The organism is Anaerosalibacter bizertensis (assembly GCF_009696605.1).
Lineage (GTDB): Bacteria > Bacillota > Clostridia > Tissierellales > Sporanaerobacteraceae > Anaerosalibacter > Anaerosalibacter bizertensis.
This window is the reverse complement of the sequence record NZ_VULR01000004.1, coordinates 16717-42683: the sequence shown is the minus strand read 5'-3', so window position 1 is coordinate 42683 and position 25967 is coordinate 16717. Positions and strand designations below refer to the sequence as shown.

Annotated in this window: 36 protein-coding genes; 1 reads left to right on the top strand and 35 read right to left on the bottom strand. The window is 27.2% G+C overall.

Annotated features, from left to right (window positions below; all coding sequences use genetic code 11):
• Nucleotides 1–6: 6 nt before the first annotated feature.
• The 30 genes from FYJ27_RS03960 to aroE form a co-directional block, all read right to left on the bottom strand.
• Nucleotides 7–963 (bottom strand): O-sialoglycoprotein endopeptidase, encoded by a 957-nt coding sequence (locus FYJ27_RS03960; protein WP_154483469.1) that lies wholly within the window; start codon nucleotides 961–963, stop codon nucleotides 7–9.
• Nucleotides 964–966: 3 nt separating this feature from the next.
• Complete coding sequence (gene nusB / locus FYJ27_RS03955; RefSeq protein WP_154483466.1) at nucleotides 967–1371, bottom strand: transcription antitermination factor NusB; 405 nt, start codon at nucleotides 1369–1371, stop codon at nucleotides 967–969.
• Between the two features lie 46 nt (nucleotides 1372–1417).
• Nucleotides 1418–1654, bottom strand: coding sequence for a DUF2273 domain-containing protein (locus tag FYJ27_RS03950; RefSeq protein ID WP_226807358.1), 237 nt, complete (start codon nucleotides 1652–1654; stop codon nucleotides 1418–1420).
• Between the two features lie 18 nt (nucleotides 1655–1672).
• Nucleotides 1673–2221 (bottom strand): alkaline shock response membrane anchor protein AmaP, encoded by a 549-nt coding sequence (gene amaP / locus FYJ27_RS03945; RefSeq protein WP_154483460.1) that lies wholly within the window; start codon nucleotides 2219–2221, stop codon nucleotides 1673–1675.
• Nucleotides 2222–2283: 62 nt separating this feature from the next.
• Nucleotides 2284–2679, bottom strand: a complete 396-nt coding sequence (locus tag FYJ27_RS03940; RefSeq protein ID WP_154483457.1) for an Asp23/Gls24 family envelope stress response protein — start codon at nucleotides 2677–2679, stop codon at nucleotides 2284–2286.
• Between the two features lie 72 nt (nucleotides 2680–2751).
• On the bottom strand, nucleotides 2752–3408 hold the full coding sequence (locus FYJ27_RS03935) for a SpoIIIAH-like family protein (RefSeq protein ID WP_154483454.1): 657 nt from the start codon (nucleotides 3406–3408) through the stop codon (nucleotides 2752–2754).
• Nucleotides 3409–3425: 17 nt separating this feature from the next.
• On the bottom strand, nucleotides 3426–4004 hold the full coding sequence (gene spoIIIAG / locus FYJ27_RS03930) for a stage III sporulation protein AG (protein ID WP_154483451.1): 579 nt from the start codon (nucleotides 4002–4004) through the stop codon (nucleotides 3426–3428).
• An 11-nt stretch (nucleotides 4005–4015) separates the two neighbouring features.
• Nucleotides 4016–4645: a stage III sporulation protein AF gene (spoIIIAF, locus tag FYJ27_RS03925; protein ID WP_226807377.1), complete on the bottom strand. Its 630-nt coding sequence runs from the start codon at nucleotides 4643–4645 to the stop codon at nucleotides 4016–4018.
• A 17-nt stretch (nucleotides 4646–4662) separates the two neighbouring features.
• Nucleotides 4663–5841, bottom strand: coding sequence for a stage III sporulation protein AE (spoIIIAE, locus tag FYJ27_RS03920; RefSeq protein ID WP_154483445.1), 1179 nt, complete (start codon nucleotides 5839–5841; stop codon nucleotides 4663–4665).
• 13 nt (nucleotides 5842–5854) lie between these two features.
• Complete coding sequence (gene spoIIIAD, locus FYJ27_RS03915; protein WP_216383708.1) at nucleotides 5855–6241, bottom strand: stage III sporulation protein AD; 387 nt, start codon at nucleotides 6239–6241, stop codon at nucleotides 5855–5857.
• 15 nt (nucleotides 6242–6256) lie between these two features.
• Nucleotides 6257–6454 (bottom strand): stage III sporulation protein AC, encoded by a 198-nt coding sequence (gene spoIIIAC, locus FYJ27_RS03910; RefSeq protein WP_154483442.1) that lies wholly within the window; start codon nucleotides 6452–6454, stop codon nucleotides 6257–6259.
• A gap of 13 nt (nucleotides 6455–6467) precedes the next feature.
• A complete protein-coding gene (gene spoIIIAB, locus FYJ27_RS03905; RefSeq protein ID WP_154483439.1) occupies nucleotides 6468–6992 on the bottom strand; it encodes a stage III sporulation protein SpoIIIAB in 525 nt (174 codons plus the stop codon).
• Nucleotides 6993–7004: 12 nt separating this feature from the next.
• Nucleotides 7005–7982 carry a stage III sporulation protein AA gene (gene spoIIIAA, locus FYJ27_RS03900; protein WP_154483436.1) on the bottom strand — a complete coding sequence of 326 codons (978 nt, stop codon included), beginning with the start codon at nucleotides 7980–7982 and terminating at the stop codon, nucleotides 7005–7007.
• Nucleotides 7983–8113: 131 nt separating this feature from the next.
• Nucleotides 8114–8428, bottom strand: a complete 315-nt coding sequence (locus FYJ27_RS03895) for a CD1247 N-terminal domain-containing protein (protein WP_226807356.1) — start codon at nucleotides 8426–8428, stop codon at nucleotides 8114–8116.
• A 40-nt stretch (nucleotides 8429–8468) separates the two neighbouring features.
• Complete coding sequence (gene efp / locus FYJ27_RS03890) at nucleotides 8469–9026, bottom strand: elongation factor P (protein ID WP_154483433.1); 558 nt, start codon at nucleotides 9024–9026, stop codon at nucleotides 8469–8471.
• Nucleotides 9027–9051: 25 nt separating this feature from the next.
• The gene (gene aroQ / locus FYJ27_RS03885) at nucleotides 9052–9483 is read right to left on the bottom strand and encodes a type II 3-dehydroquinate dehydratase (protein WP_154483430.1); all 432 of its coding nucleotides are present in this window, start codon (nucleotides 9481–9483) and stop codon (nucleotides 9052–9054) included.
• Nucleotides 9484–9547: 64 nt separating this feature from the next.
• On the bottom strand, nucleotides 9548–10069 hold the full coding sequence (locus FYJ27_RS03880) for a shikimate kinase (protein ID WP_154483427.1): 522 nt from the start codon (nucleotides 10067–10069) through the stop codon (nucleotides 9548–9550).
• Nucleotides 10070–10078: 9 nt separating this feature from the next.
• Nucleotides 10079–10354, bottom strand: a complete 276-nt coding sequence (locus tag FYJ27_RS03875) for a late competence development ComFB family protein (protein ID WP_154483424.1) — start codon at nucleotides 10352–10354, stop codon at nucleotides 10079–10081.
• Nucleotides 10351–11409 carry a hypothetical protein gene (locus FYJ27_RS03870; protein ID WP_154483421.1) on the bottom strand — a complete coding sequence of 353 codons (1059 nt, stop codon included), beginning with the start codon at nucleotides 11407–11409 and terminating at the stop codon, nucleotides 10351–10353. The genes FYJ27_RS03875 and FYJ27_RS03870 overlap by 4 nt, the downstream gene beginning before the upstream one ends.
• Before the next feature lie 14 nt (nucleotides 11410–11423).
• A complete protein-coding gene (locus tag FYJ27_RS03865; RefSeq protein ID WP_154483418.1) occupies nucleotides 11424–12011 on the bottom strand; it encodes a prepilin-type N-terminal cleavage/methylation domain-containing protein in 588 nt (195 codons plus the stop codon).
• On the bottom strand, nucleotides 11980–12414 hold the full coding sequence (locus tag FYJ27_RS03860) for a type II secretion system protein (protein WP_195839071.1): 435 nt from the start codon (nucleotides 12412–12414) through the stop codon (nucleotides 11980–11982). Before FYJ27_RS03860 ends, FYJ27_RS03865 begins: the two co-directional genes overlap by 32 nt.
• A 4-nt stretch (nucleotides 12415–12418) precedes the next feature.
• Complete coding sequence (locus FYJ27_RS03855) at nucleotides 12419–12907, bottom strand: prepilin-type N-terminal cleavage/methylation domain-containing protein (protein ID WP_154483412.1); 489 nt, start codon at nucleotides 12905–12907, stop codon at nucleotides 12419–12421.
• A gap of 33 nt (nucleotides 12908–12940) precedes the next feature.
• On the bottom strand, nucleotides 12941–14164 hold the full coding sequence (locus FYJ27_RS03850; protein ID WP_154483409.1) for a hypothetical protein: 1224 nt from the start codon (nucleotides 14162–14164) through the stop codon (nucleotides 12941–12943).
• Nucleotides 14139–14714 (bottom strand): PilN domain-containing protein, encoded by a 576-nt coding sequence (locus FYJ27_RS03845; RefSeq protein ID WP_154483406.1) that lies wholly within the window; start codon nucleotides 14712–14714, stop codon nucleotides 14139–14141. Before FYJ27_RS03845 ends, FYJ27_RS03850 begins: the two co-directional genes overlap by 26 nt.
• 4 nt (nucleotides 14715–14718) lie before the next feature.
• Nucleotides 14719–15681 (bottom strand): type IV pilus biogenesis protein PilM, encoded by a 963-nt coding sequence (gene pilM / locus FYJ27_RS03840; RefSeq protein ID WP_154483403.1) that lies wholly within the window; start codon nucleotides 15679–15681, stop codon nucleotides 14719–14721.
• 29 nt (nucleotides 15682–15710) lie between these two features.
• A complete protein-coding gene (locus FYJ27_RS03835) occupies nucleotides 15711–16469 on the bottom strand; it encodes a prepilin peptidase (RefSeq protein WP_154483400.1) in 759 nt (252 codons plus the stop codon).
• A 12-nt stretch (nucleotides 16470–16481) separates the two neighbouring features.
• The gene (locus FYJ27_RS03830) at nucleotides 16482–16874 is read right to left on the bottom strand and encodes a type II secretion system protein (RefSeq protein ID WP_154483397.1); all 393 of its coding nucleotides are present in this window, start codon (nucleotides 16872–16874) and stop codon (nucleotides 16482–16484) included.
• Nucleotides 16875–16901: 27 nt separating this feature from the next.
• A complete protein-coding gene (locus tag FYJ27_RS03825) occupies nucleotides 16902–18110 on the bottom strand; it encodes a type II secretion system F family protein (protein ID WP_154483394.1) in 1209 nt (402 codons plus the stop codon).
• Between the two features lie 15 nt (nucleotides 18111–18125).
• Complete coding sequence (locus FYJ27_RS03820; protein WP_154483391.1) at nucleotides 18126–19247, bottom strand: type IV pilus twitching motility protein PilT; 1122 nt, start codon at nucleotides 19245–19247, stop codon at nucleotides 18126–18128.
• Nucleotides 19248–19278: 31 nt separating this feature from the next.
• Complete coding sequence (gene aroE / locus FYJ27_RS03815) at nucleotides 19279–20130, bottom strand: shikimate dehydrogenase (protein ID WP_154483388.1); 852 nt, start codon at nucleotides 20128–20130, stop codon at nucleotides 19279–19281.
• Between the two features lie 182 nt (nucleotides 20131–20312).
• Here aroE and FYJ27_RS03810 point away from each other — a divergent pair, with 182 nt between their 5' ends.
• On the top strand, nucleotides 20313–20915 hold the full coding sequence (locus FYJ27_RS03810) for a YhcN/YlaJ family sporulation lipoprotein (protein WP_154483385.1): 603 nt from the start codon (nucleotides 20313–20315) through the stop codon (nucleotides 20913–20915).
• A 70-nt stretch (nucleotides 20916–20985) separates the two neighbouring features.
• Here the strand turns inward: FYJ27_RS03810 and sigK are convergent, their stop codons facing one another.
• From sigK to FYJ27_RS03785, 5 genes are all read right to left on the bottom strand, one after another.
• The gene (gene sigK / locus FYJ27_RS03805) at nucleotides 20986–21678 is read right to left on the bottom strand and encodes an RNA polymerase sporulation sigma factor SigK (protein ID WP_154483382.1); all 693 of its coding nucleotides are present in this window, start codon (nucleotides 21676–21678) and stop codon (nucleotides 20986–20988) included.
• 62 nt (nucleotides 21679–21740) lie between these two features.
• Nucleotides 21741–23384: a peptidoglycan D,D-transpeptidase FtsI family protein gene (locus FYJ27_RS03800; protein WP_154483379.1), complete on the bottom strand. Its 1644-nt coding sequence runs from the start codon at nucleotides 23382–23384 to the stop codon at nucleotides 21741–21743.
• A gap of 59 nt (nucleotides 23385–23443) precedes the next feature.
• Nucleotides 23444–24067 carry a uridine kinase gene (udk, locus tag FYJ27_RS03795; protein ID WP_154483376.1) on the bottom strand — a complete coding sequence of 208 codons (624 nt, stop codon included), beginning with the start codon at nucleotides 24065–24067 and terminating at the stop codon, nucleotides 23444–23446.
• A gap of 5 nt (nucleotides 24068–24072) precedes the next feature.
• Nucleotides 24073–25302 carry a peptidase U32 family protein gene (locus FYJ27_RS03790; protein ID WP_226807348.1) on the bottom strand — a complete coding sequence of 410 codons (1230 nt, stop codon included), beginning with the start codon at nucleotides 25300–25302 and terminating at the stop codon, nucleotides 24073–24075.
• The gene (locus FYJ27_RS03785; protein WP_154483373.1) at nucleotides 25299–25955 is read right to left on the bottom strand and encodes an O-methyltransferase; all 657 of its coding nucleotides are present in this window, start codon (nucleotides 25953–25955) and stop codon (nucleotides 25299–25301) included. Before FYJ27_RS03785 ends, FYJ27_RS03790 begins: the two co-directional genes overlap by 4 nt.
• Between the last annotated feature and the right edge of the window lie 12 nt (nucleotides 25956–25967).

The window sequence follows — 25967 nt, the reverse complement described above, 5'->3', positions numbered from 1 at the left end:
AATCCCTCACCTATTGTCATTCTTTACATTTCCTAAATAAGCAGTTCCTATTCCATTGTCTGAACAATATTCTATAGGAGGTATATATAAATCTATACCCCTTTTGCTTAAACTTTCACTAAGATTTTTTCTAATAAAAATATTAGAAGCTACTCCACCTATTAGTAGTACTTTCCTTATATTAAAACTCATACATGAATTAACTATTATCTTCTCTAAACATAGATATATTGTATAAAATAAAGTTTTAATTATATCTTCAGTTAAATATTTTTTACTATCTATTATATCATAAAAAAAATTCTCATATCCAGAAAAATTAGACCAGGTATCTTTTATGCTAAGTGGTATTTTTTTATTTATTATACTTCCATTCTGAGATAAACAGTCCATTTCTTCTCCACATGGGAAATCTAATCCTAATTTTACTCCAATTCTATCTACTAATTGCCCAACGCTTATGTCCAATGTCCCACCTATTCTTTCAATGTTAAAGTTTTCTCTCCTATTGTCTACAAAGAGTAATTCTGTAGTACCTCCTGATATATGAAAAGCTAAAAAATTTTCTTCCCTTTCAAGAGCAGTACCTATAATTCCAGCTGATATATGTCCTTCCTGATGACTAAATTCTTTATAAGGTATATTAAGCAACTTAGATATAATAAAAGCCTGTTCTTTTCCTACAACAAAAACAGGCATGTACGACTTTTCTATATTTCTTGGCTTAGTACTAGCACTTATAACTAATAAATCATTTATATCTATAGTTTCAGACACTTTAGCAAACATTTCAGGCAAATTTTTAATATGCTGAAAAACTGCTTCTTGTTGCCTTAATCCCCTTTTATTCCTTGCAACCTTTAACCTCTTTCTTAGATCTAAAATCACTTGTCCTTCTTCATTAACAATTCCAACCGATGTAGTATAAGCGCTTGTATCTATTCCTAAATAATACTTATTCATTTTCTATTCATCCTTTTTGCGTACAAAGCTTCCCAATACGCCATTAATAAATTTCGATGATTCATCTGTGCTATACTTCTTGCATATTTCTATAGCCTCATTAATAGTAACTTCCATAGGTATATCTTTTCTATAAGTAAGCTCGTAAACAGCTATTCTCAAAACAGATAAATCTACTTTTGCAAGTCTATGGATTTTCCAACCCTTTATATATTTCTGAATAGACTCATCAATATCGTTTAAATTTATTTTTATCGTTTCTACAGCATCTCTAATATACTCTTCTTCATCATGAGTAAATTCATTTTCATCAATATATAATTCTACTATATCATCCGAATAATCATTATTCATTTCCATCTGAAATAATAATTTCATTGTCTCTTCTCTTGCTAACTTTCTACCCATCTTTGTCCTCCTTGTAACTATATATAAATTCCATATAATATCCTACTTAATTTGTTTTCCCTGGAGGAAGTATTTTATTCAAAAATTCCTTTAAATCTTCCTGATTATCAGATTTTTTTCCAAAAAAATATCCTAATCCTGTGCAAATAACAATAAATAAAGTTTTAAAAAAGCCAATAGTAAGTATAAGTATTGATACTATAAAACCTATTATTGCACCTATAGTTCTTCCCTTGTTATTATCTAACAATTGAATAAATCTCGAAAAAATTTCCTTAGCCACCATAAACACCTCTATAATTTATTTTACTGTTCTAGTTGGCGCAGTCACATTGCTTATCTCAACTTTCACTTCGCTCACTTCAACTCCCGTACATTTTTCTACATGTTCTTTTACTTTATTTTGTAACTGTATTGTAGTTTCAGGAATATTTATCTCTGGAGAAACTTCTCCTCTCATGTGTAAAGTTATTGTACCTTCAAAAATATGCACTTTTGTTCTAATATCTCTAATGCCTGTAAATTTGTTTGCTATGCTCTGTGCAAGTCCTTCGATTGTTTGAGTAGAAATTTTTAATTCTCCATAATCAGTATGTTTAATAAGAAAAGTTCCTTTGTTTTTATCCTTATTTCCAGTTAAACCAGATATTAAAAACCTAATACTAACTAATAAAAAAGCTACCCCTATTATAGAATATACATAATTGCCTTTTATTTTTATTAAATAATCTTCAATATTATTTATAGATAAAAAATCAAGCTGTTCAAAAGGGAATAATATAAGTGCTATGGAAAGTATTGCAAGGCAAAAAGTATATATAGTTAATATAATCCTATCAATAATATTCATAGAATATCTCTACCTCCTAATAGTACTAAATTTACCCTCTGATAAATCAGAGGGTAAATATTTTATTTTACTCTAGGTTCCTCTTCTACTTCAGGCTCTTTAGGTATATTTACACCTTGAACATTAACATTTACTTCTATAACATTTAAACCAGTCATTGTTTCTACAGCTTCTTTAACATTTTCTTGAACTCTTAAAGCAACTTCAGAAATTCTAGAACCATATTCAACTATTACAAAGATATCGATGGCACATTCTTTTTCTCCAACCTCTACTTTAACTCCCTTTGATAAGTTTTTCATACCTAACATATCACTTATGCCACCAGTAATACCACCACTCATTCCTGCAACGCCTTCAACCTCAGTAGCTGCTAAACCTGCAATTATTGCTACTACTTCATTAGCAATCTTTACAGTACCATAGTCTACCCCTTCATTGTTTATAGTATCTGCCAAGTTAGCCACCTCCACCTATCTAAAATCTTATAAGCATATTATACCAGAATAGATGGTGTTTTACAAACAAATCTATTGTTTTTTCATTATCTTAATATTTGAAGAATCTAACTCAGTTTCGCTCTTTACTATATCTAATATTTTTATTACATCTTGTTCTGTAAGCTCATCTGAAGACACTACTATTTTTGCCCCATCTCCCTTTAAAAATACAAGGGCTTCATCAAATCCTTTGGCTTTAATAAGGCCTTCTATATGCAATTCTTGTTCGGATATTTCACCCATTTTAATAATCTCACTCTGGGCTTTTGCTCTTACTTCATTATTAGTTTTTTCATCATCTACTATGTCCTTTAGATCATCAACTAAATTTGCTCTCATCTTATCCCTAGAAAGCCTGTGTTCTACAAAATAATTTCTACTCTTTAAATTTTCTTCTTTTGATATGTTTTTTTCTATATTGGTATTTATCTCTTCAGTCAAGTTAGAAAGATTTTCTCCTTCTTTTCCGACATTCTCTTTTTTACTATCTTTCTCTTTAGATATAGTCTCTATTGAATCCTTGTTATTTTCTTGCTGAGTCTTAGCTAGCTCCTTTTCTTCATGATTTTGATAATCATTAGAAATTTTAGAAACTGAATTTTGTGTCATTTGATGATTAATATATCCTGTTAAAACTAATAATGCGACTAATATTGTTATAATGGCTGGTTTTTTTATAGTAAACATATAAAGCCCCCCTTTATTTAATTACTAGAATATACTTCCACTTTATTTCCCGATACATCTAAAACCGTTTTTACAGCCTCATATAACTGTTCCTTTACTTCAATATCATAAGCTCCCTCTGCAACAATTATCACACCTTTTATCTTTGGTTTTATTTCTTTCAGTACTAAAATAGAGCCTTCATTCCCTTTAGTTACAACTTGAAGTGTAGAGTCCTCTCTATTTATTTCTCGAACACCTCCTTGAGAATCTTCTTCACTGGTTTTTTCCTGATTTTCTGTTTTATTCACTGCAGGGATTTTTTCTGTAGTTTCATCCAATGTTATCATTACATCTACATTTCCAGCTCCTTTAATCTGACTTAAAATTTTTTCTAACTTTCTTTCTAAAACATAGGCATAGTCCTCCATATCACTTTCTTTTATTTCCTTTTCTATATTATCTTTTTTAGTTGTTTCTTCTTTTTTATTGTCTTTAAATAGACTAGCTGTGATTAAAAGCATTATACCTACTATTAATATTATTAATAGTTTATTTATATATTTTTTATTAGTTATTTTATTTAAAAATTCCTTGAAATTAAATTTAAAATTCATCTTATGATCACCTACCGTTCTCTGCTTAAAGAAGCAGAAATTTTTTCTTCAGATAATCCATATTCTTTTGAAATTATTTTTTTTATCTTATCACTTTCTTCAAATTTTTCATTGGATTTGTTTTCTTTATTCTTTTTTATCCATACTTCTTCTATATTCTCTATTTTTATTGATTTTTCATTTTCTGAATTTTTATCAATCTTTTCTCTTAAAACTATATTTAATTCTTTAATTTCTCCATAATTTTTATCTTCTAAATCCTTATTTATTTCCATATCTATATTCTTTACTTCATAATTTGTTTTTTCTTTTATTAAGTTTCCTATTTTCCTTTCAATACCCTTCTTATAGGATTCAATTATTTGTTTTTCTTGTAATGCCAAAACTTCTTCTTTTTCTTCAGAGTAATTGTTTTTAATTTCAGTATTTAATTTATTGCTATTTAATAAAAAATTCTTTTCTATATCTATATCTTTAGAAATAATTTTTATGAATGGAGTTATAATAACAACTATAATTAAAAAACCTACGATCATATCTATAAACCTTTTCATATTACTATTAGGTAAAACTATTTCTAAAAACGATATAAATATGACCATAGTAACTATATCAATGACCCAACTTTTTAAAAAACTTATAATCCCAATTCTATCACCTACCTTAACATCATAGTTACATTTCCTGCTTCAACAATTATTGTAATAGTTATGAAAAACATAATTGATATAGATAATAAGCTAGCTAGTACCAACAATAAAGATTTACTTACTTCATTAAGACACTCTCCAATTTCTATAGTAGAAACTGGTTCAATAACTGCTATTACTACTTTATAAATAAAGATTAGTGCAACTATTTTTATAATTGGTATAATACATATGAGAAATAATGTAAATAATCCTATTACTCCTACTGCATTTTTTAGGACTGCAGAACATCCTACTACTGTATCCATCGCATCTGATAGAAATTTTCCAACTATAGGTACAAACTTATCAACTGCAAATTTTGCAGTTCTTACTGTAACCCCATCAACTTTTGAAGCTATTCCATACATTGACATAATCCCTATAAATACAGTTAAAGAAGCACCTATTACTGTAATAACTACTTGTCTTAAAAGTTCAGATAACTTAGTAAACTGGACCTTTTTTGAAATTCTACTTATTAATCCAATAATAAAAGAAAAATATATAAATGGAAAAATCATATCTTTTACAAGTATTCCAACTATGTTTATAGAACCTAATACTATTGGATGAAAAAGAGCATTTGCTGTAACTCCACCTACAGCTACTAAAAGTGTTAATAAAATCGGAAGTATTATTTGCATGAAGTTTACCATGCTGTCTACTGTGTTTTTTCCTAAGAGCATTATAATAGTAAAACTTTTTATTACAATAGTGGTTAATAATATATAACATATATAATAAGCTAATTCTCCAACAGTATCATTTTCAAAACTAGATTGTAAATTAGTTAAAACAGCACATATTATAGTTATAGCTAAAATTTCTATTAAAAGATTTATGTTTTCAAGAACTTCTTTTAAGAAAAATTCCCCCATACCTTTTAATATATCTTTAGCTTCAATTATCCTATCACCTTTAATAATTGATGAAATAAAATCCTTAAAATTTAATTTAGGGAAATACTCATATGTTATATCATCTATACTCTTAATCGCCTCTTCAATTTCATCTAAATTTAAAATTTCAAGTTGTTCCATAATAAGATCTATATTGTCTTCATCCTCATATTCATTACCATATATACAAGTAGGCAACATAAGTATAAAAAAAATTATTATAACCGTTTTTTTCATTTTTATCATTTTCGATTCACCTTTATGGTAATATTTTTATTATCAAATCCATAAGTGCCATTAAAATAGGTAATCCCAACACCATTATTATTACCTTTCCTCCTAACTCAATCTTAGAAGCAATAGACTCTTCTCCTGCATCTCTAGAAATTTGAGCACCAAACTCAACAACATAAGCTATTCCAATAATCTTTAGAATAGTTGTAAAGTATATAAAATCTACATTTGCATTTTTAGCTAAATTAGTTAGAACCTGTACAACAACTTGAAATTTATCTATTACAAAATAAAATATTATTATACTTGTTGCTACACTAATTAGTAATGCAAATTCTGGTTTTTGATCTTTTAAAAATACAATCATCATAGTGGCAACCAATCCTATTCCTACTATCTGAAATATCTCCACTTTATCACTTCCTATTTAATAAAGCTGGAACAATGATTTTACATTGTCAAACAGTTTACTTATTAAATTTATAACTACTCCAAGTACTATTACCACTCCTGCCAATGAGGCTAAATAAGCGTATTCTTCTTTTCCAGATCTAGCAAGGACAGTATGTAAAACTGCCGACAATATACCTATACTAGCAATTTTAAATATTAGATCTACATCCATTTTATTCTCTCCCTTACAATAAAATAATTACTATAGCTAGACCTGATAAAAAGCCTAAATTTTTAAACATTTTTTCATTTTTCTCTTTCTCTAGTCTAGCTTCTTTTTGCAGTGCTTTTATTTGAGCTAGAATTAATTTAAAGCTTTTTTCTTGATCCTTCCTATTTGAGGAACCGATGGTTCGGCCTAAATTTGTAAAAACTTCTACATCTTCTTTTTTAAAATTCAAATTCTTTTTCATGGTATCTGATACCATTAAAAAACATTCTAAAACTTCACCACTTTTATGTTCTTTTAATGCTTGGGAAATTCTATTGAAAATAAATGAAACTTTTTTATTGCCCTTTTTATATACGTTTTCTAATGCTTCAGGTAATGGATTGGCACCATACATAATCTCTGTCTCTAGTATTTTTATACAATTTTCTAGATAAATAAGATTTTCCAATCTTTCTTTATAGCTTTTTCCATATATATATCCTATTAAGCTAGAAGATAGAACAATTAAAGTACAACCTATTATCTTTAAAATTATCATATTACACCTTCCTTAATATATGACAGAAGTAAAAGTATGCCCGTCCAATATATCTCGAATTGTTCCCACACCTTTTGAATTATCAAGTATAATTATTCTCTCAAACACTTTTCTTTCTATTAATTCACCTAAATTATTTTTAGTCATTATATCTTTTAAATCTTTTCCATGAACTGTTGATATCAATATTACTCCTGCTTTTAATGCTTCATATATCGCCTTTATATCTTCCTCGCCTCCTAATTCATCTGTTACAATTATTTCAGGAGACATAGCTCGAATTAGCATTATAATCCCATCTTTTTTAAGACAGCCATCTAATATATCTGTTCTTTTGCCTATAGTTTTTTGTGGAATTCCACTATATACTCCAGCAATCTCTGATCTTTCATCTACTATTCCTACCTTTTTCCCTTTAAAGTTCATATTTGGCATTCCATCACTTATATTTCTCGCTATATCTCTTAAGAGTGTTGTTTTCCCACATTGAGGTGGAGAGACAATAAGGGTATGATATATAGAATCTGATTCTTTAATTAAATACTTCATAATCTTATCTGAAACACCAATCTTTTCTCTGGCAACCCTTATATTCAGTGAGGAAATATCTTTTATTGTTTCTACACCATTAGAGCCATAAATAGTCTTTCCTGCTATCCCTACCCTATGCCCTCCTTTTAAAGTGATAAATCCGCTTCTTATTTCCTCTTCAAAGGCATATACTGAATAATTACTTACCAGTTGAAAAGTTTTAAATAAAAGCTTTTTATTTACAATAAAAATATCTTTTTCATTTTGTGTTAATTCTCCATTTTTCGAAACATAGTAATCTCCTCCTTCACAATAGACCATTAAAGGAAAACTATTTCTAAGTCGTATCTCTTCTATATTTCTTTTTTTCTCCTTAGAAACCTTAAATAAAATATTACTAATTTCAGGAGCTATGTATTGGAGTAAATAATCAAATATTAATGCTTCATCCTTCTTCATAACCTGTCCCTCCTTTATACATAAGTATGTCCAAAAATAAATAATATGCTAAAATTTTTTCAAAAAAATAAAGAACTGATTTTAAATCATTAATGATTTAAAATCAGTTCTTTTTGTTGCTTTTACAAGACTTAATCTATTCTATCTAAAGATTCTATAGAATCCTCATCACAATCTGGACATTCAATTTCTATACAACCACATTCATCATCAAAATCTTCATATTCATAATCTTCATCAAATAAGTCATATACTTCTTCTTCTACATCGGCTAAGTCCTCATCCATATAACTTACATACTCATCTAAATCCTCAATAGCGTCAGCAAAATCTTCAAGAGTGTCTACTATATGTAGAAGTAATTTCCCCTCTTTAGTAGATTCTTCAATTCCTAAACCTTCAGCTAAACCTCTTAAATAAGAAACTTTTTGGTATAAATAATCCATATTATCCCTCCTCATACTTTATATATATTTTAATTATTCCCTAAACTCTTGATAAATAATCACCTGTTCTAGTATCTATTTTAATCTTGTCCCCAATATTAACAAAAAGAGGCACTTGAACAGTAGCTCCTGTTTCAACAGTTGCTGGTTTAGTTGCCCCAGTAGCTGTATCTCCTTTTATACCAGGTTCTGTCTTTGTAACTTCAAGTTCAACAAAATTTGGTGCTATTAACTCAAAAGGATTACCTTCATAAAATCTTACTATAGCTGTGTCATTCTCTTTAATATATATAATTGCGTCTTCTACATTTTCTTCAGTTAAAGGCAATTGTTCAAATGTCTCATTATCCATAAAATAATATAGTTCGCCATCATTATATAAGTATTGCATTTCCTTGCTTTCAATATGAACCCTAGGAAATTTTTCATTTGGATTCAAAGTAACTTCTTTTATCGTCCCAGTCATGACATTTTTAATTTTAGTTCTAACAAATGCAGCTCCTTTTCCTGGTTTAACATGCTGGAAATCTAGTACTTGGTACACCTCTCCATCCATTTTAAAAGTTATTCCTTTTCTTATATCATTTGCCGAAATCATTTATAAATACCTCCCACTAAAATTATTATATTAAATATTTAATTGCTTCTAAAGCTAAAAGATAACTATATGGCCCAAATCCTGTTATCTGACCAGTACATACCGGTGCAATCATAGAAATTCTTCTAAACTCTTCTCTTCCATATATATTGGATAAATGAACCTCTATTGTAGGAACTCTTACGCTTTCAATAGCATCCCTTATGGCAATACTGTAATGAGTATAAGCCCCTGCATTTATAACAATTCCACTATACTCATCATCCAATGTAGAATTTAGCTTAGATACAATATCTCCTTCACAATTATATTGAAAAATATCTACCTTAAATCCTAAACTCTTAGCTTTAGATTGAATCATTCTATTTACTTCTTCTATGTTTTTTTCACCATAATATTCTTTTTTTCTATTTCCTAAAATATTTAAATTTGGACCATGAATAACTAATATCTTCATTTTTTTATCCTCTCTATTCTCTTTTACCTCTTTAATTATAGCAATCCTTTCCTATTACTACAAGTTAATGTTTTTTATAAAAAGAAATAATTTCTTCCCCAATTTCCTCAATAGTTCTATTATCTACACTTATTAAATAATCTGCAGATTTTATATATAATTTTTCTCTTTCAAAAAACATATTTTTTACATTTTTATATATTTCATCATATCCATAATTACCAATCAAAGGTCTTTTTTTATTAGAATTCATTAAATTTCTAGTTAAAGTATCTATACTTCCTACTAACATGAATAATATACCAGTAGATTTAAGATTTTCTATATTTTTTTCATTTATTACTACTCCACCACCGGTAGATATAACTATATTATTCTTATTTGATACTTCTTTTACTATATTTGATTCTTCTATTCTAAACCAATTTTCACCATATTTTTTAAATATATTTTCAATACTCATTGAAAACTTTTTTTCTATTATAAAATCTGTATCAACCTGTTCAATCTTCAATTTACTAGATATATACTTTCCTATAGTAGTTTTCCCTACACCACTAGGACCTATTAAGACTATATTTTTCATTATTGTCACCTACAACTTTATTTCATGTTTGGGCCTTTTTCTTACTATATATATGGCCTTGGTCACTTCTTTAGTTATATCCGCCTCAAACTGAATGCCCATATTATTAGCTCTTTTATATAACTCTCCTTTTTTTGTAACTACATATTGAGGTAATAAATTGTTTAATGCTATTGCAGCTATATCTAATTTACACTTTTCGCAAGTACAAATATCTTTCTCATTTTTTAACAATTTATTTACTATACGTATAACTTCATCTTCCATTAAATTATGTAATTTCATTTTTCTATTGTTCCCCCCTCTTTTACTAAATATAGATTTGGTTTTATATAATCAGGTATATACAATCCAAATCTATCAACCACTATTTGGCGATATTGCAAATCTATTTTTTCTTCTATTGTTTCCTCGTCATCTTTATAGTTATTTAATATAAACATTCCTCTTATTTTGGGTCTATCTTTAGAATAAACATTCACTTTTCCAGAATTTATAGCTACAATACCATTAAAATTTAACTTGCCATATAAATTCAAATCTCCATCTACATATATAATTCCTTTTAGAATATCTGTGATCCTTACATCATTTGCATATATATTTATCTCAGAGTTTTTCATTTTATCCTTTGAAATTAAATAAATTTCATCTGTAGATAAATATTTTTTACCTACAGCTGTTTCTTCATCTTTATACCTAAAAAAATCTAATCTTATCTTTCTAGTTTTCTCATCATAAAAATATATATCTATTTTTTGAAAATCATTTACTTCAATTATCTCAATATCATTTTCAAATGTTTCCAATTTAAAATCATTAAAAAGCTGCTCCATAAATTCATCTATGCTTCCCTCTTCCAAATCTTCCAATGTATTTTTAGAAAGTATGGGTTTATCTGTACTATAAAATGGATTAATGAAGGTAAATGCTCCATAAACCCTCTTGTTTATATTTTTATAATCAGATTGTGCCAAAATACCTCCATTTAAAATATTATTCTTCATAAACATGTCTAATTTAATCTCATTCTTAGTATCTTTAGGATTTAAATCTTCTTCATCTATTATTATTAGATTTTTATTTGAAGAATTTCCAAATTGTTTGTATTTCAAATAATGTTTTAAACCTAAGATCAATTCATCATAATAACTACTTCCTTCGTCAAAACAAAGATATATTTTATCTTCTGCTAAATAATAAGATTGAAGATGATCTATACTAGAATTAGCGATTTGATGATCTAAATAAATAGAGTATAATAAGAAACTAGATAACAAAAACATAATGGCCCCAACTATAATAGATAGAATAACTATAGAACCTCTATTACTGTCCAATGTTATCCCCCCAGTTAATAATCTGTAGGACATCTCATAAAGACTTCCGTTTTTAATTCTATATTTTTATTCCATTCACCACCCATTAATAAGTTTAAAACTATTTTATCATTTTGAAAATTTGCCTTTGATCCTTCTATAGAAATTATATTTTCAACAATTTTATTATGGCCTTGAAAACTTCCTGCATAGGGATATTTTGTATTTGTATTAGTAGATACTATTCTATATATACTTCCGTTTTTAAAGTAATAGGATACATATTTACTCTCATTATCTTTATTGATCTTGAGTACAAATCCAAAGTTTTCTTTAAACTTTTCATTAAATCCACCAAATTTACTTGTAGATATTATTTCTTCTGATTGCCTAATCTCTTTTTTAATATATTCAATAGCATATCTTCCATTTAAAAGAATCTCTTCTTTTTCTTCCCCTATTTGAGTAACTTTAACGGAATAATTAAACATAAAATATAAAGATAATATTATTATTCCAATTATACATATGCCCATAGGCAATTCTATCAAAGTAAAGCCTCTATTTTCAAGTAAAATAATGTCTTTTTTATTATTTCTCTGGTTTCTGTAAAATAGTTTCAAAGGATACACCTTCCATATTTTCTTTATTATTTTTAGGCAGCACCTTTACATAAATTTTCCATAAGTTATTTCCCTTGTTGTTTTTACATATATTAACTCTATATCTAAAGTCTTTGTCAGAACTTAAAGGTAAATCTACCTCAACTTCATCATTTTCACAAAAGATATTAATGAGTTTTTCTAATTCCATATCAAGTATACATTCTCCACTACTTTTATTAAAATCAAAGGCTTTTATTTTTTCTATAACAGTTTCTCCATAATATTTCATATCATTTTTAATTTCTACATTCTTAAATTGATTATTCATTAAAGTAAATATAGGAAAAAAAGTAGTTGTAATTAGTCCCAGAAGAAAAATTCCAATTAAAACTTCTATTAAAAGAAAACCTTTTCTATTCATATTTTTACTCCCCATCAATATATAGATTAACTTTTCCTGTAGCAGGTTCTACAGTTATTAAAATTTTTTCATTCTTCTTATTTCTAATAATTATTCTTCCACCTTTACTTGGTGCTCCTGTTGATGTAAACATAATTTCAGCTGGCTTACTATTCAAACTACCATTGAAATTCGTATTTTCAATTCTTATTCCATTCTTAAATTCCTTTTTAGCAACAACCTCTGGAAACCTCTCATATTTATAGATATAATAAAAATTATTTCTAGGAAAAAGTTTTATGCTGTATCTCATTCCATCGCATATAGCTTTATTTCTTGCACAGTTTAAATCAGTTTTAAATTCCAATAATTCTTTTCTTTCTTTAAATTTTAATATAATATTACTTTCTGGCACTACTATTAGCAATAAAATAGATAAAATTGTAATACTTAAAACTATTTCAATTAAAGTCATTCCTTTTTTATTTTTTAATAGTAGTATAAGCTTGTTCAATCTTATTCTCTCCTTTTAAAACAATCAATACATCTAATCTTTCATTTGAATATTTATATCATCAATGAATATGAAACTAAAATTTTTATCATTACTTTCACATTCAAAATACATCTTGTCCAATTTTAAAGGATAAGAAAATATACTTTCTAAAACTTCAACTTCTAAATAACTCCATCCATTTTCACTAACTACACAGGATTTTTCAATATAAGCTTTCTTTTTTTCTTGATCTATAAAACTTAATTTCAATTTTATAGTTGAAATATTATGAGAATACAACCAAAATCCTACGTCAGACTTTGGAGAATCAACTTTTATATCTTTATTACTAAAATCTAAATACAAATTGTTTTTTTCCTTAGATTCTTCCTTCGTTTTAGAAGGCTTTTCTTCCTTTTTTGGTTTTTCTTTATTTTTCCCATTATCTTTCTTACTTTTATCATCTGAAACTTCATTTCTTCTTTCTGGTAAATCATTCCTTTGAATAATTTCATTTCTATCAGTATTATTAGTTTTATAATTGTCAAAATTTATAGTATCTTCATCTGTATAAGCTTCTTTATTTATAATATTATCTAGGCCATCTTCTATATTTTCATCTTTATTATCATCAAATTCTTGTAAAGAATCAAAAGGGCTCTTTCTATCTGGATTTAAGTCTGCATTCATAACACTTATATTATCTTTTTCATCAAAAATATTTTCCATGCTATATACTTTTAAGCCAATCTCCCCTATTAAAATCTCCTTATCTTCTCTATTTATAGTAAGATTAGTTATTAAAAATTTTTTTGGACTATTTCTTATTTTATTTAAACACTCTAAAAGCTCTTCATAACTCCCCTTATAAGATATAGATAAATTCATGGTTTTATAAAATATATTATTTGTTAACTCTTCAATCTCTGGTTGAGAAAAATTTATATCTAGTATTTTAAGTTTGCATTCATTTAAAATACTGTCTAATAAATATATAATTTGAGATTGTTCTAATTTAGAAAAGTATTGAAGACCGGCCCTATCTTTTTCCCTATTCATTCTAATAGAGTTCGCTTTGATTTTTTCTTTTTCATCTAGTATATTAAGCATATTTATAATTTCTTTCTCATACTTAAGCTTCTGCTCTTCTAATTTTAATATCTCTTGCTTTTGGTGTGGAAAAATCTTTCTTTGAAAAAAACAAAAGGTTATTATAATTCCTAATAATATTAAAAGATCTTTTTCCCTTTTATTTAATCTCATCTTTTTCTTCATCATCCTTCACATCCTCATCTTTTAAACTTATACTTAAAGAAAAACTATAATGGTTTTCTTCAAAATATATATTTGAAATGAAGACATTCTTAAAGCTTTTTATTTCATTCAAGTTACGTTCCAATTGAGCAATAGATAGTTTATCTCCGCTAATTCCTTTAATCTCAATAGAAGATAGGTTAAATTCTATTGAGATTAGAAAAACATTTTCTGGTATTCTTAAATTTATATCCTTTATTAATTCTTCATTAATTTTATCTTCTTTTTTAATAAATTCATCTAATAATTTTAACTGTTTAATATTATTTTCAACTTTATTAATCTCATCTTTTTCTTTTCTTAGCTTATTAACTTTAGTCTTGATTTCTTCATTCTCTACTTGTGTTTTTAAATTACTTACCTTTTTAGAAAGATTATTTATCTTTATTTGGTTTATAAAACTATAAAAAAATATTGATATTAAAAGAAATAATATAAACAAGTAGTATATATTTTCAATTTTAAATTTCTTACTTTCCGTATAATGATTAAAAAAATTTAAATCTTTCATACAGCTACCCCTCAACTCTAATAATAGATCCTATACAGTTTACATACTTATTTAAATCTTCACTTAAATAAATTTTATCCATACTTTTTACTATAACTGAAGGTATATTCAAACTATTCTCAAATATCAAATCTATATCTTCTATATTAGAAAAACCTCCATATAAAAAAATCATTTCAATTTGATCCTTTATATGTTTTGTTTTATATTTTTGAAAAATCAAACTTATTTTTTCTATTAAATTATTAATATTCCTTGTTCCTCTATTTAGTCCTTCTTCAGATAATTGAACAGAATCTGGGATATTTTCATTTAACAAAATATCTCCATTTTTAATTATAGTTACATCAGTACTTAAATAACTTAAATCTATAATTGCAAAAGTATTATTTTCAATATTATATTCTCCATTAACAACACTATTGTATTTAAATAACTTACTGGAACTATTTAACTGCAAATCTAATACAGTAGGCTTCAATCCCAGATCTTTTAAAAATATAAAATGACTTTCTACGATTTTTTTAGGAACAGCAACTAATAATACATTAAGTTTTTCTATATCTCTATTTTTTACTTTATTAATAATTTTGTATTGTATTATAAAATCTTTTATTTCTACAGGTAGATATTCTTTTGTCTCGTATTTTAATATTCCTTTAATTTCATTATGACTTACTGATGGTAATTCAATTTCTTTTTTAATAAGAGAATTACTTTTTATTGTAATATAAGCTGTATTTGAAGACAGTTTATTTTTATTAAATTCCTTTTTAAAAACATAATGCAAAAGTTCATTTTCTAATATGTACCCATCCTCATAGGCACCTTCAGGGGTTAAAAAAGAAAAACTTTTATTTATATCTAATCCTTCATTAGTCTTTTTCCCCTCTACTACCTTGGTTTCATAAGTACCAATATCAATAGATAATACTTTTTTAGGTAAGAAAAGTCTTTTAATATTCAACGGTTCTTCCTCCTTATATTTACTACTAGTTAAAATAAACTATTAAAATACCAAAAGATAATATTTTTACCTTCTAAAATAGTAATAAGAAAAGCTATTGAAATAAAAGGACCAAAGGCTATTGAATCTTTTTTATCTTTTATTTTAAAAAATATTAAAAAAACAGATACAAAAGCCCCAACAAAAAAAGATATCAATATATTTAAAAGAGATAATTTAAAACCCAATATAAATCCTAATATACCTATAAGTTTTATATCCCCTCCACCTATTCCTCCTTTAGATAGAATAGCTATAAGTAGGAATATACCACTAGATACAATTAGTCCAATAATACTATTGAGAAAATATGGTGAAATATCATACAATAGGAATTGAAGCAATTTGTATATAAAAGTTGAAATAAGTAGAAATATATGGCATTTATCAGGAATAATTTGAAAATAATAGTCTACAACACTAACAATTATTAAAATATCTACTACTACAGCATAAAATACAAATTGTAAACCAACACCAAAGTAATTATATAAGGTCAAATATGTAAACCCATTCAATGCTTCAACAAGTAGATACTGTAATACAACCCTTTCTTTACAGTATCTACACTTATCACCTTTACAGTTAAAACTTGGACCTAGTATAGACCCATAGTATTTAAAAGATGTAAAATATTTTAAACAATGGGAAGAAGGGGCAACCAAGCCCTCTTCCCATAATAGTCTGTATATATATAAATTTAGAAAGTATCCTATAATTAAACCTAAAGTTAATATAATTATCTTCATATCCAATATCCTCTAATTTTGTTTTCTACCTGGATTTACTTCTATTTTCCCATCCTTATCAATTGTAACTGTATAATATTTACTATTTGAGTTCTCCTTTTTTATAATATCAGGAATTTTTGGTGACTCTTGAATATACTCTTTTAATTCATTGTTATCAGTATCATCTACAATTATTGTTTTTTGAGCAGATGGTAAACCTTTGTCTAAAATATATGTATTAGCCACACTTTCTAATGTTCTTACATTAGTATTATGAGCAGCAATCTCTGCAGCTTCTTTAGTCTTTCCTATTTTTGGTATTGCAATTGCTGAAAGTATTGCCAGTATAGCAATAACTAATATCAGTTCAATTAAAGTAAAACCACTATTATTCTTAATTTCCATTTTCAAATTTTTAATCATTTTTTTACCCCCCCATATAAAATTTGATTACATTTGAATAATGTTTACCATATCAAACATTGGTATTGCCATAGCAATTACTATAAATCCAATAATGAAAGCCATGATTATTATAAGTACAGGTTCTATTATAGTGTTCATTCTTTGAAATAACATATCTACCTCATCTTCATAAAAATCTGCAGTTTTATCAAGAAGCTTATCAAGAGAGCCTGATTCTTCCCCAACATTTATCATAGATTTAACTATTGGGGAAAATACACTTATTCCCTCAATACTTCTCCAAAGAGGTAAACCTTTTTCTATACTTTCAATAGCTTCTTCAAGTTCTTTTACTACAACTTCATTTTCTATGATTTTATTTACTACTTTTAAAGCCTGAATAAGAGGAATTCCACTGAATAATAATGTAGAAAGTGTTCTAGTAAATTTGGAAGTTATAATTTTAGAATTGATTTTCTTTATACCTGGCAATTTGATTTTTAATCTATCAAAAAATATTCTACCATCTTGAGTTTGTTTATAAGAGTTTATTGTTAATATAAGAATTAAAAATAAAATTAAATATAAATACCAATGGTTTTTTAAACTATTACTAATATTTAGCAGTATCCTTGTAGGTACTGGCAACAATACATTATTGCTTTCAAATATACTTATAAAGGTAGGTAGTACCATAGTAAGTAAAAATATAATTACAAATACAGATACTATAATTAAAATAATTGGATATATTATTGCTGATTTCACTTTACTTTCAATTTTATCTTCTTTTTCATAATAAATGGACATTCTATGTAAAATTATATCTAAAGTACCACTAACTTCTCCTATTTCTACCATATTTATAAAAAAATCCGGGAAAATATCTTTATCTTTTTTCATAGCTTCTGAGAGGGTCATTCCTCTTTGTACTTCATTATAAACTTGTCCAATAGCTTCTTTAAGTATTTTATTTTCAGTCTGTTTTTTAAGAACTTCTAAACAATTTATAATACTTATTCCTGAATCAACCATTGTATAAAATTGTCTACAAAATATTGCCATATCTTTTTTACTAACTTTTGTTTTAAAAGCTATATTAGTTCTTAGCCTATTATTCTTAGATTTTTCAACAGATATAGGAAGATACTTATTAGTTCTTATTTTTTCTAGAACTTCATCTAAATTTTCCCCTTCGCAGCTTCCCTCAATTATTTCCCCTTTATTTGAAACGGCTTTATAATTATAAATCAAACTATCACCGCCTTACTAAAGATATTTGCTCAACATATCTTTATTTATAGATCCACTCAAAGCTATTTCTTTAGAGATAAGTCTTTTATTATATAAATTTAAAATTGCATTATCCATAGTTTGCATTCCATGTTTTTTCCCTGTTTGAATAACTGTATCTATTTGATAATTTTTACCTTCCCTTATTAGATTTCTTATAGCTGGGGTTGCTATCATGATTTCAAAAGCTGCAAATCTACTATTCCCATCTATACTTTTTAATAGTTGTTGAGATATAATCCCTTGTATAACAGAGGCTAGCTGAACTTTTATCTGTCTTTGTTGCTCTGGTGGAAATACATCTATTATCCTATCCATAGTTTTAGCTGCACCTAAAGTATGAAGAGTTGAAATAACTAAATGTCCTGTTTCAGCAGCTGTTAATACAGTGCTAATAGTTTCTAAGTCTCTCATCTCTCCAACCAGAATCACATCTGGATCCTGTCTTAAGGCTGCTCTTAAACCCTTGCTAAAACTTAAAGTGTCATTTTTAATTTCCCTTTGATTAATAATACTTTGATTATGGATATGTACATATTCTATAGGATCTTCTAAAGTAATAATATGGCAATTCCTTTCTTCATTTATTTCATTTATCATAGAAGCTAAAGTTGTAGTCTTGCCACTTCCAGTAGGTCCCGTTACTAGTATTATTCCATAAGGCTGTTTTAGAATCTTTTCAAAAGATTCTAAATTCTTCGAATAGAGTCCAAGTTCTTCCTTTGAAAGTATAAAACTATCCCTATCTAATATTCTTATGACTATTTTTTCTCCATGCACTGTTGGTAAGCTAGATATACGTAAATCTATCTGTCTATCTTCAAAATAAAATTCCATACTTCCATCTTGAGGAACTCTTTTTTCAGCTATATCCATTTTGCCCATTATTTTTATTCTTGTGGTTATAGATGACAAGTATTCTATAGGAAGGTTCTGAATATCCATTAAATCTCCATCAATTCTGAATCTAATCCTAATTTCATTAGAAAATGGTTCTATATGTATATCACTAGCTTTCATTTTTATGGCTTCATTTATTACTAAATCAACTAACCTTATGATCGAAACATTCCTGAATTCCTTTTGATTAAGTAACATAAAATTCACCCTTCATTTTAAAATATTAATATCAGATTAAAAGTTTTTTTAGCTCATCAACGTCTTTAAAAAGATTATCTATTTCATAATTAAACCAAATCTTTTGGCTTAATAAGCCTTGGTTTATTAACATATCTATACCTTCTATTGTCTCCATTCCCATTCTTTCTGCCATATGTAATAACTTAGTTTTTATAGGCTTGTATACTATATCATAAACTATTATATCATTATTAAACATTGACAAATCTACAGGAGATGAATCTATATCTGGATACATTCCTATAGTTGTACAATTTACAATCATATCTATATCCAAATATTTATAAAAATTGTCTAAAGTATCACATTCTAATTTTACATTATCAAATTTCTCATGAATTTCAGATGCAAGTTTTTTTCCTTTACTCAAAGTTCTATTAAGTATTATTATTTTATTTACACCTTCTAAAGCTAATTTAGTTGAAATAGCGTGACTTGCTCCACCAGCGCCTAATATCAAAATATCTTTATTTATTATATCTATATTTCTATCTTCTAGAGATTTTATAAATCCTAATCCATCCGTATTATAGCCTATAAAACGTCCTTCAACATTCTTAACAGTATTTACAGCCCCTAAATATCTAGCTTCATCATCAATTTCATCTAGATAGTTCATTATCTTAATTTTATGTGGAACAGTTACATTAAATCCTTCAATTCCTAAAATTTTAAAACTATCTAAAGTACTTTTTAAATCTTTTGCATTTATATTGAAACAGACATATACTGAGTTAATATTGTTTGCCTCAAAAATATAATTATGAATTTTGGGAGATAAGCTTTTCTTAACAGGATCTCCTATTAAACAATATATATTTGTATTCCAATCTTTTGTCAATTTTTTCATCTCCTTAAATTAGTTACATATGTATATTATACCATTTTGTTCTTATATTTTAAATATATCTATTATGATAATATTTGTTATGATAACCGGTTTCCTATTTAATGCAATTAATAAATAAAATCCCTTAATAAAAAAAAAATAATATGACACAATAATTATGGGAGGTGAAAATTTTGAAAAATAACAAATTTTTTATGTTCTTAATTTTGTCATTAGGATTTGTTTTATTAGCAACTGGTTGTCAGCCTCAAAAACCCAATGTTAAAAATAACAGGGTGGAAAATAGAGTAGGCACAGATACAAGGGATAATATAGACAGAACGGATACTGATTTGAACAGCAATCCTAATGACAATAATAATGTAGGAGAAGATGTTAGAAGAAATGCAACAGATAATACGAGAACAAATGATACTAGGGATATGACTAATAATGTTGACAGAAATCTATCTGATCGAGCAGAAAATATAGCTAGAAAAGTTGCTAATTTAAATGATGTAAATAGTGCTACTGTTGTAATATCTGGAGATACTGCTATAGTTGGCATTGATATGAAAAATAATCTAGAAGGTAACATAACTGATGATTTAAAAGGAAAGGTAAGAAAAATAGTAAAAGATACAGATGATAAAATTGATAACGTAAGTGTTACGGCGGATCCAGATTTATATCAAAGATTAAGTAATATGGCTAGAGATATACGTAACGGAAAACCTATTTCTGGTTTTTCAAAAGAAATTCAAGAAATATTAAGAAGGATTACTCCTAATATGTAATAACATAAGATCGGGATTTATAATCCCGATTTTTTATTTATGTTTTAAATAGCTTCATAAAGTTTAATTATTAACTATCTAAAGCCTTATTCAATTTTTTAATAGCCCTTTTTTCAATTCTAGACACATATGAACGAGAAATACCCAACATACCAGCTATTTCTCGCTGAGTTTTACATACCCCATCAGCTAAGCCATATCTTAATTCAATAATAGTTTTTTCTCTTTCTTTCAGTACTTTATTGATTTTTCTATATAATTTATTGATTTGCAATTTTAAATCTACTTCATTTATTACTTCATCAATATCAGTCCCCAATATATCTATTAGGGATATTTCATTACCTTCTTTATCTATGCCTATTGGTTCTTGAAGTGAAACTTCAGATTTAACTTTTTTATCAGATCTAATGGTCATCAATATCTCATTATCTATACACCTAGCTGCATAGGTTGCCAATCTAGTACCTTTCTTTCTATCATAGGTAGATATAGCTTTTATAAGTCCTATAGTTCCAATCGATATGAGATCATCTGTATCTTTTCCAGTGTTAGAATATTTTTTGACTATATGGGCAACAAGCCTTAAGTTTCTCTCTATTAATATATTCCTTGCTTCCTCATCACCTTGTTCACATAGTTTTAAATATTTCTGTTCTTCTTCTCTAGTTAACGGCTTTGGAAAGGAATTAGTATTTGAAATATATCCCATAAACATTAAAAAGGGTTTAAAAAACCCTCTAAAAGAAAACAATAGAGTCATAAATGCACCTCCACTCTCCCCATATTAAAGTATATGAAGAAAGTATGATTAAGGTGCAAGTCCTATCTGTTTTTCTCATATATTTCTCTTGAAACCTTCTCAAATATTGGCAATGCATCTTTTGAGCCAGAATAATTGTCCTCTACAAAAACTGTTATAACATACTTAGGATTTTTCCTAGGAAAATATCCTGCAAACCAGCCATGTACAGCATTCCTACCATTTAATACTGCCTGAGCAGAGCCTGTTTTTCCAACTGCTCCTCCTATATCTTCTAGATTAATTGTTCTAGCTGTTCCGCTTATTGTAACTTCATTCATATATTCATTTACAATTTCACAATGTTTTTTAGGTAATATTTTTTCATCTTTTTCTCTATTAAACTTTTTCATCATATTTCCATTATCTGTTACTATTCCTTTAATTATAGATAAATCCTTCTGTATTCCTTCATTAGCAAGTATCATCATCATATTAGTCACCTGAAGAGGGGTTACTTCTACACTTCCTTGACCAATGGATATATTACCAATTGAAGGTCCTTTAATCTCTTCACCTTCAGGTAAATTTCCCTTCACTTCTTCCATAAGCCCAATATTTATCTTTTCGCCATAGCCTAACCTCCTAGCCATATCTATTATTTTTTCACTACCAACTCTTTCTCCTAATTGAATAAAGGTAGAATTACACGATTTAGCAAAAGCTTCTTTCATTGAAAGTTTGCCATGGCCTTCATCTTTATTACATTTAATTATTACATCATTTATTTCTTCAAAACCATTACAATAAAAGTTCTCATTAATTATACTAGGATCTTCTTCTAATGCAGCAAGAAGAACTACTATTTTAAACAATGAGCCTGGAGGATAAGAAACTTGAACTCCCTTATTATATAATTCCATATCTCCTCTATTTAAAAAATCATCAACCTCTTCTTGATTAAAATTAGGACGGCTAGCCATTGCCACTATATCTCCACTTTCTACATCTGAAACTATAACTGAGCCTTTTCTTCCTTCTTCGTCCATAGCTTTTTCTACAATTTTTTGAATATGGTAATCTATTGTTAGCTGTACATTGCTAGGACGCTTTGCTTTTTCATTGTCTACTAAAGCATAACCTCCACCTAATATAGGATTGTTTTTATTATCAATTTCAAAGTAAATAGAACCTATATTTTCTTTTTTCAACACATCATCAAATGTCTTTTCTATTCCACTTTCTCCCTTATTCTCAGTTTTTTTAGTATAACCAATAACATGAGATAAAAGATTTTTTTGATTATATCTTAAAGTCTTTTCTGCAAAAAAAATGCCTTTTGGTAATATTTCATTTTCTAATGATCTATTTAATTCTATTTCACCTATCTTACTATTATCTTTTTTTACATTATTACTTTTCTTACTTACATCCTTCATAAAATCCATAGCTTCTTCATTCTCCAAAACATAATCCTTTACAAAAAATAGGGTTGGAACTTTGTCTCTATTAGTTAAAGGAATTAAATTCCTATCATAAATAGTTCCACGAGAGGGATATATCCCCATTTCTTTTCCCCTCTGTTTTAGAGCTGCTAATTTATACTCTTTACTTTTAATTATCTGAATCCAATATAATCTAGATAGCAAAAGCATAAATATTAAAAAAATAAAAAATGCCGATTTAAAAATTCTATTATGAGTAATATTTTTACTATACTTTCCCATAAAAAACCTCCATTACTTTCATTAGTAATAGTATTACCAATTTGTAATGGAGGTATTTATTATTTATCATCTATAATTGATTTAATTTTTGTAACCATTATATCAATAGCTACTTTATTATATCCACCTTCTGGAATAATAATGTCAGCATGTTTCTTACTTGGTTCTACAAACTGTATATGAGCTGGTCTCACCGTACTCATATATTGTTCTATAACTGAATCTAAGCTTCTGCCTCTTTCTTTAATATCCCTATTTATACGTCTAATAACTCTAACATCTGAATCAGTATCTACAAATATTTTAATATCTAATAGTTCTCTAATTCTTTCATCATTTAATATTAATAAACCCTCTAAAATAATAATTTCTCTTGGCCAAACTGTTATAGTTTCTTTTTTTCTATTATGTTTTTCAAAATCATAAATTGGCTTTTCTACAGGCAAACCTTCTAATAATTTATTTAAATGTTCAATTAGTAACTCATTATCAAAAGCAAAAGGGTGATCATAATTAGTCTTTTTTCTTTCTTCAAAAGTTAAATTACTTTGATCTCTATAGTAAGAATCTTGTTGAATTATTGTTACATTTGTTTCTTTAATAGAACTATAAATCTCTTTTGCCACTGTACTTTTTCCAGATCCAGTACCACCAGTAATTCCTATAAGTATAGGCTTCTTCAATTAAATCAATCCTTTCTAGCTCTCCTAATAATATCCCAGTTTTCAACAGGCTTTTTCATCTTCATCTTTATGATTTGTTGTGGATGAGGTGCTACATCTATTTCTTCACCATTTTCATTCCACATGTCTTCAATTTTTTGAACAAAAAATTCTTTATTAGGACCAAAAACCTCTATTTCATCCCCTACAAACATTCTATTCCTCTGTTCTATTGTTGCTATTTCTGTTTTCTCATCATAATCTAAAACTAGTCCAACAAAATCATATTCTCTAATATAGGAACTACTTCCATAAACCTGATCTTCTCCTGTAGGTTTTTTAAAATAAAATCCTGTAGTAAAATCTCTATAACTAGCTTTTTTAATCTCTTCAAGCCATTCTTCTTTGTATACATAATCTTCTTTTAATCTAAAATACTCATCTATAGCTTTTCTATAGGATCTTATTACTGTAGCTACATAGTATTGACTTTTAACCCTTCCTTCTATTTTAAAACTACATACCCCAGCTTCAATTAACTCAGGTATATTTTCTATCATACATAAATCCTTAGAATTAAATATAAATGTTCCCTTTTCATTTTCATATATTGGAAAATACTCCCCTGGTCTCTTTTCTTCCATCAAAGAATATTTCCACCTACAAGGATGAGCACATTCTCCTCTATTTGCATCTCTACCAACCATATAATTGCTAAGTAAGCATCTTCCCGAATAAGAAATACACATTGCTCCATGAACAAAAGCCTCTATTTCTAAATCTTCAGGTAAGCTTTCTTTTATCTCTTTTATTTCCTCCAAAGATAATTCCCTTGCTACAACTATTCTTCTAATACCTAAATCATACCAAAACTTAATGGTTTCATAATTAGTAGCACTAGCTTGGGTACTTAAATGAATAGGCATATTGGGAGCTACTCTTCTTATTACAGAAAAAACTCCAGGATCTGCTACTATTACACCATCTACACCTATTTTCTCAAGCTCTAATACATATTCATCAAGACCTACTAAATCTTCATTATGTGGAATAATATTTAAAGTAACATAAACTTTTCTATCTCTATCATGAGCAAATTCTATTCCTTTTTCTATATCTTCTAAGGTAAAATTTTTGGAAGCCTTTCTAAGTCCAAATTCTTCTCCACCTATATAAACAGCATCTGCCCCATATATTATAGCCATCTTCAACTTTTCTAAATCTCCGGCTGGAGCTAACAATTCTGGTTTGTTCACTTATCTCCCTCCTCTTTATATGTTATAGACACACCATCTCCTAAAGGTAGAACACTAGTTATATACCCATCTAAATCAGATATATATTCTAAATAATTCCTCATTCTTTTTACAATTGTCTTTTTTCTTCTAATTACCAATTCATCACTAGCTATCATACCTTTATATAGAACATTATCAGATACTATAATTCCCTCGTCATTTAGCTTTTTTGTACAATCATTAAAAAACTCTAAATAATGTCCTTTTGCCGCATCTAAAAAGATAAAATCATATTTCTCCTCTAATTCTGGTATAACATCCCTTGCATCTCCCTCTATAATTTTAACCTTATCTTTATATTTACTTTGATTTATATTTTCTTTGGCTATTTTATACATGTCTTTTCTCTTTTCTATAGTAGTTATTCTAACATTAGAAGGAGTTGACTCTGCCATTACCAGCGATGAGTATCCAATAGCAGAGCCAATTTCTAAAATATTTTTAGCATTGCTTATTTTTAATAAAACCCTAATAAATTGTTCTACCTCAGGAAATATAATAGGAACATTATTTTTATTTGCATAATCTTTTATTCTATTTAAATTCCCAGAACCCTCTGGCAAAATACTCCTAATGTATTTTTCAATATAATCATAGTTTATATTTACCAATATATAACACTT

What these genes read in the sequence shown, in the direction of transcription:
- FYJ27_RS03960 (WP_154483469.1), bottom strand. Translation starts at nt 963, where the DNA reads ATGAATAAGTATTATTTAGGAATAGATACAAGCGCTTATACTACATCG.
- nusB (WP_154483466.1), bottom strand. Translation starts at nt 1,371, where the DNA reads ATGGGTAGAAAGTTAGCAAGAGAAGAGACAATGAAATTATTATTTCAG.
- amaP (WP_154483460.1), bottom strand. Translation starts at nt 2,221, where the DNA reads ATGAATATTATTGATAGGATTATATTAACTATATATACTTTTTGCCTT.
- FYJ27_RS03935 (WP_154483454.1), bottom strand. Translation starts at nt 3,408, where the DNA reads ATGTTTACTATAAAAAAACCAGCCATTATAACAATATTAGTCGCATTA.
- spoIIIAG (WP_154483451.1), bottom strand. Translation starts at nt 4,004, where the DNA reads ATGAATTTTAAATTTAATTTCAAGGAATTTTTAAATAAAATAACTAAT.
- spoIIIAE (WP_154483445.1), bottom strand. Translation starts at nt 5,841, where the DNA reads ATGATAAAAATGAAAAAAACGGTTATAATAATTTTTTTTATACTTATG.
- spoIIIAC (WP_154483442.1), bottom strand. Translation starts at nt 6,454, where the DNA reads ATGGATGTAGATCTAATATTTAAAATTGCTAGTATAGGTATATTGTCG.
- spoIIIAB (WP_154483439.1), bottom strand. Translation starts at nt 6,992, where the DNA reads ATGATAATTTTAAAGATAATAGGTTGTACTTTAATTGTTCTATCTTCT.
- spoIIIAA (WP_154483436.1), bottom strand. Translation starts at nt 7,982, where the DNA reads ATGAAGAAGGATGAAGCATTAATATTTGATTATTTACTCCAATACATA.
- FYJ27_RS03895 (WP_226807356.1), bottom strand. Translation starts at nt 8,428, where the DNA reads ATGGATTATTTATACCAAAAAGTTTCTTATTTAAGAGGTTTAGCTGAA.
- efp (WP_154483433.1), bottom strand. Translation starts at nt 9,026, where the DNA reads ATGATTTCGGCAAATGATATAAGAAAAGGAATAACTTTTAAAATGGAT.
- aroQ (WP_154483430.1), bottom strand. Translation starts at nt 9,483, where the DNA reads ATGAAGATATTAGTTATTCATGGTCCAAATTTAAATATTTTAGGAAAT.
- FYJ27_RS03880 (WP_154483427.1), bottom strand. Translation starts at nt 10,069, where the DNA reads ATGAAAAATATAGTCTTAATAGGTCCTAGTGGTGTAGGGAAAACTACT.
- FYJ27_RS03875 (WP_154483424.1), bottom strand. Translation starts at nt 10,354, where the DNA reads ATGAAATTACATAATTTAATGGAAGATGAAGTTATACGTATAGTAAAT.
- FYJ27_RS03860 (WP_195839071.1), bottom strand. Translation starts at nt 12,414, where the DNA reads ATGAATAGAAAAGGTTTTCTTTTAATAGAAGTTTTAATTGGAATTTTT.
- FYJ27_RS03850 (WP_154483409.1), bottom strand. Translation starts at nt 14,164, where the DNA reads ATGAAGAAAAAGATGAGATTAAATAAAAGGGAAAAAGATCTTTTAATA.
- FYJ27_RS03845 (WP_154483406.1), bottom strand. Translation starts at nt 14,714, where the DNA reads ATGAAAGATTTAAATTTTTTTAATCATTATACGGAAAGTAAGAAATTT.
- FYJ27_RS03835 (WP_154483400.1), bottom strand. Translation starts at nt 16,469, where the DNA reads ATGAAGATAATTATATTAACTTTAGGTTTAATTATAGGATACTTTCTA.
- FYJ27_RS03830 (WP_154483397.1), bottom strand. Translation starts at nt 16,874, where the DNA reads ATGATTAAAAATTTGAAAATGGAAATTAAGAATAATAGTGGTTTTACT.
- FYJ27_RS03820 (WP_154483391.1), bottom strand. Translation starts at nt 19,247, where the DNA reads ATGTTACTTAATCAAAAGGAATTCAGGAATGTTTCGATCATAAGGTTA.
- sigK (WP_154483382.1), bottom strand. Translation starts at nt 21,678, where the DNA reads ATGACTCTATTGTTTTCTTTTAGAGGGTTTTTTAAACCCTTTTTAATG.
- FYJ27_RS03800 (WP_154483379.1), bottom strand. Translation starts at nt 23,384, where the DNA reads ATGGGAAAGTATAGTAAAAATATTACTCATAATAGAATTTTTAAATCG.